This is a genomic window from Saprospira grandis DSM 2844 (assembly GCF_000275825.1).
Lineage (GTDB): Bacteria > Bacteroidota > Bacteroidia > Chitinophagales > Saprospiraceae > Saprospira > Saprospira grandis_A.
In genome coordinates this window covers 8528-11045 of record NZ_JH719944.1, presented here as the reverse complement: position 1 = coordinate 11045, position 2518 = coordinate 8528, and the positions used below count along the sequence as shown (strand labels likewise).

The window sequence follows — 2518 nt, the reverse complement described above, 5'->3', positions numbered from 1 at the left end:
GTTACTTACGGACATCATAGTTCTTTTTTAAACGGCCTTGTTGCATAAATCTAACAAGTTGAAAACCAGCTAATTAAAAAAACCTTGTGAATTAGGCATAAAAAAGGGACAAGACTCGTAGATTTAAGTTTTTCGACGAACAATAAAATATCGAGCTGTCTCATGACAAATTTAGAAAAACTTACAGAATTACGCACTAACCAACAGATTTTATACCGCCCAAGGAGAGTTTCTTTTTAATGTTTGGTTCCCGCCTTTGGCAAGCAAAAATCTCATAGCTAAGCGCTCAAAACGCGGCAGACCTAAAACCATTTCCGATGAATTTATTCGCTATTTATTCCGTTTAAAAGTGCTTTTTCTTTTGGATATCGACAGTTAGAAGGCATTCTAAAATGCGTTATTTCCGAATATAATTTGGATGTCAATCCAATATCTTACAGCCAAATATGCCGCAGAGTCAAAAAACTAAAGCTGAATATTAAGCCTAAAAAACGGATGAAGAGCTGTCTATAGCAATAGATAGTACAGGACTAAAAATAAAAGGACAGGGAGAGTGGCGGCGAATAAAACACATCGAAAAGTACCGTTCTGGCTGGATTAAAGTACATTTAGCCGTAAATGACAAAACAGGAGAAATCCTGGTTGTAGAGATTACCACAGAGCGAAAAACCGATGCTTCTCAACTCCTCAAAATGATGAAAAATTGAAGCCATTTAATATTAACCAAGTTTATGCAGATGGCGCCTATGACCAAACAAAATGTCGAGAAGCAATTTGTGCGGCTGGGGCGGTTCCATTGATTCCCCCACGTAAAAATGCTCGACCTAAAAAAGGAAAAATGGAGAGCTAGTCGATAGTTATCGCAATGATGATATTTTATATATTTGGGAGTTAGGAGCGGCTGCTTGGAAACAAGATTTAGGCTATCATCGTCGAAATTTAAGCGAAACTGCAATGATGCGGCTCAAGCACTTTTTCTCTGAACGGCTCTCTTCGATCAGCTTTAAAATGCAGAAACAAGAAGTCCTGATGCGTATTCAAATTTTAAATGAGCTTAATGCTGTCAAGCTAGAAGTTGCTAATAGTCAGTAAATTATGATTTATGCAACAAGGCCGTTTCTAAGAATACATCTGTTGTGGAATATCCCTTTTCATCTAAAGTTTTTTCTACTTTTTTTACCGTATATTCAAAATATAAAAGTGCTTCCCATTCTAAATCAGAAAATATAGCCCTAAACCAAGATCTATTTTTTTTAAATCTAAATTCACTACACCATCGTTCAAATAATTCAAGAGTAACATTTACAAATGGTACAGAATTCTGGTATGAAGTCTGTAATTTTTCTGAAGCAAAATTAGCCATAGTATCTAAAATTGCATCTCTACAGTTTAGTTGTAATTTCGTCATAATCTTTAGTTAATGAGTTCTTGCGCTTTAGGATTAGGTACAATATTTCACCAAGTCTCATATTTAGCTTTCATTTTTCTATCTAACAACCTTAAGCTCTCTGCATTTAAAGGGTTTCCATAGATATTAAATATTCTATATTTCCTATCGAAAACAGACAGTGGAATTTCTTTAATTTTATTCATAGCTATAACAATATCAATTCGCTTATCTCGACTCAAATTAGTTAAACAAAGAGGATATTCTGTAAAACTATTCCATGAAACATCTACTGTATACAAATATTTCAAACTATCTAATGCAGGAAGATCAGTTAGTTGATTTTCATTTAAGTTCAATGATTTCAGCTGCCTAGCTCTTAGTATAGATTCAGGTAATTGCTTAAGTTGGTTTTTTTCATAATGTAGTACCTCTAAATTTTTCATATTTGCTAAAACAGCAAATACTTGTTCATGATTTATATTGGGAGACTCATATATTTGAATCCAACTCAGATCTGTTATCTCTGTACAGATAGGAGGAAGGCTATCTATATCACAAGCCAAAAAACCAATTTTCATCAAGCTTTCATAATCAACTAAGGGGGTTAAATGCGCCCCATTTAGATTACTAGCGTGATAAAAATTCAGATGCTTTGTTTTAACTAGACAGGGAAGTATTAACTCTAAATTTAGATCTCCATGTATACTTGTTATTTCCAAGTTAGGAAATTGAGTTTTAAAATTTTCTACGGTAAAAAAGGGCCTATCCAAGGCCTTGTTGCATAAATCTAACAAGTTGAAAACCAGCTAATTAAAAAAAACCTTGTGAATTAGGCATAAAAAAAGGGACAAGACTCGTAGATTTAAGTTTTTTCGACGAACAATAAAATATCGAGCTGTCCCATGACAAATTTAGAAAAACTTACAGAATTACGCACTAACCAACAGATTTTATACCGCCCAAGGAGAGTTTCTTTTTAATGTTTGGTTCCCGCCTTCGGCAAGCAAAAATACTCATAGCTAAGCGCTCAAAACGCGGCAGACCTAAAACCATTTCCGATGAATTTATTCGCTATTTATTCCGTTTAAAAGTGCTTTTTCTTTTGGATATCGACAATTAGAAGGTATT

General features: G+C 34.1%; 5 protein-coding genes. 3 read left to right on the top strand and 2 right to left on the bottom strand.

The window, feature by feature from the left end:
• The first annotated feature begins 321 nt into the window (after positions 1-321).
• The 3 genes from SAPGRDRAFT_RS23875 to SAPGRDRAFT_RS23065 are packed head-to-tail and all read left to right on the top strand — an operon-like array spanning position 322 to position 850.
• Positions 322-513: a transposase gene (locus SAPGRDRAFT_RS23875; protein WP_081492135.1), complete on the top strand. Its 192-nt coding sequence runs from the start codon at positions 322-324 to the stop codon at positions 511-513.
• Positions 504-707, top strand: a complete 204-nt coding sequence (locus SAPGRDRAFT_RS23870) for a transposase (RefSeq protein ID WP_081492137.1) — start codon at positions 504-506, stop codon at positions 705-707. The genes SAPGRDRAFT_RS23875 and SAPGRDRAFT_RS23870 overlap by 10 nt, the downstream gene beginning before the upstream one ends.
• Entirely contained in the window at positions 704-850 is a 147-nt protein-coding gene (locus SAPGRDRAFT_RS23065; protein WP_156002277.1) for a transposase, read from the top strand. The genes SAPGRDRAFT_RS23870 and SAPGRDRAFT_RS23065 overlap by 4 nt, the downstream gene beginning before the upstream one ends.
• Positions 851-1093: 243 nt before the next feature.
• Here the strand turns inward: SAPGRDRAFT_RS23065 and SAPGRDRAFT_RS19720 are convergent, their stop codons facing one another.
• The gene (locus tag SAPGRDRAFT_RS19720) at positions 1094-1408 is read right to left on the bottom strand and encodes a hypothetical protein (RefSeq protein ID WP_002661288.1); all 315 of its coding nucleotides are present in this window, start codon (positions 1406-1408) and stop codon (positions 1094-1096) included.
• Between the two features lie 47 nt (positions 1409-1455).
• A complete protein-coding gene (locus tag SAPGRDRAFT_RS19715) occupies positions 1456-2109 on the bottom strand; it encodes a hypothetical protein (protein WP_156002275.1) in 654 nt (217 codons plus the stop codon).
• Between the last annotated feature and the right edge of the window lie 409 nt (positions 2110-2518).

Bases quoted from the DNA above. Each gene is read 5' to 3' on its own strand.
- SAPGRDRAFT_RS19720 (WP_002661288.1), bottom strand. From the start codon at position 1,408: ATGACGAAATTACAACTAAACTGTAGAGATGCAATTTTAGATACTATG.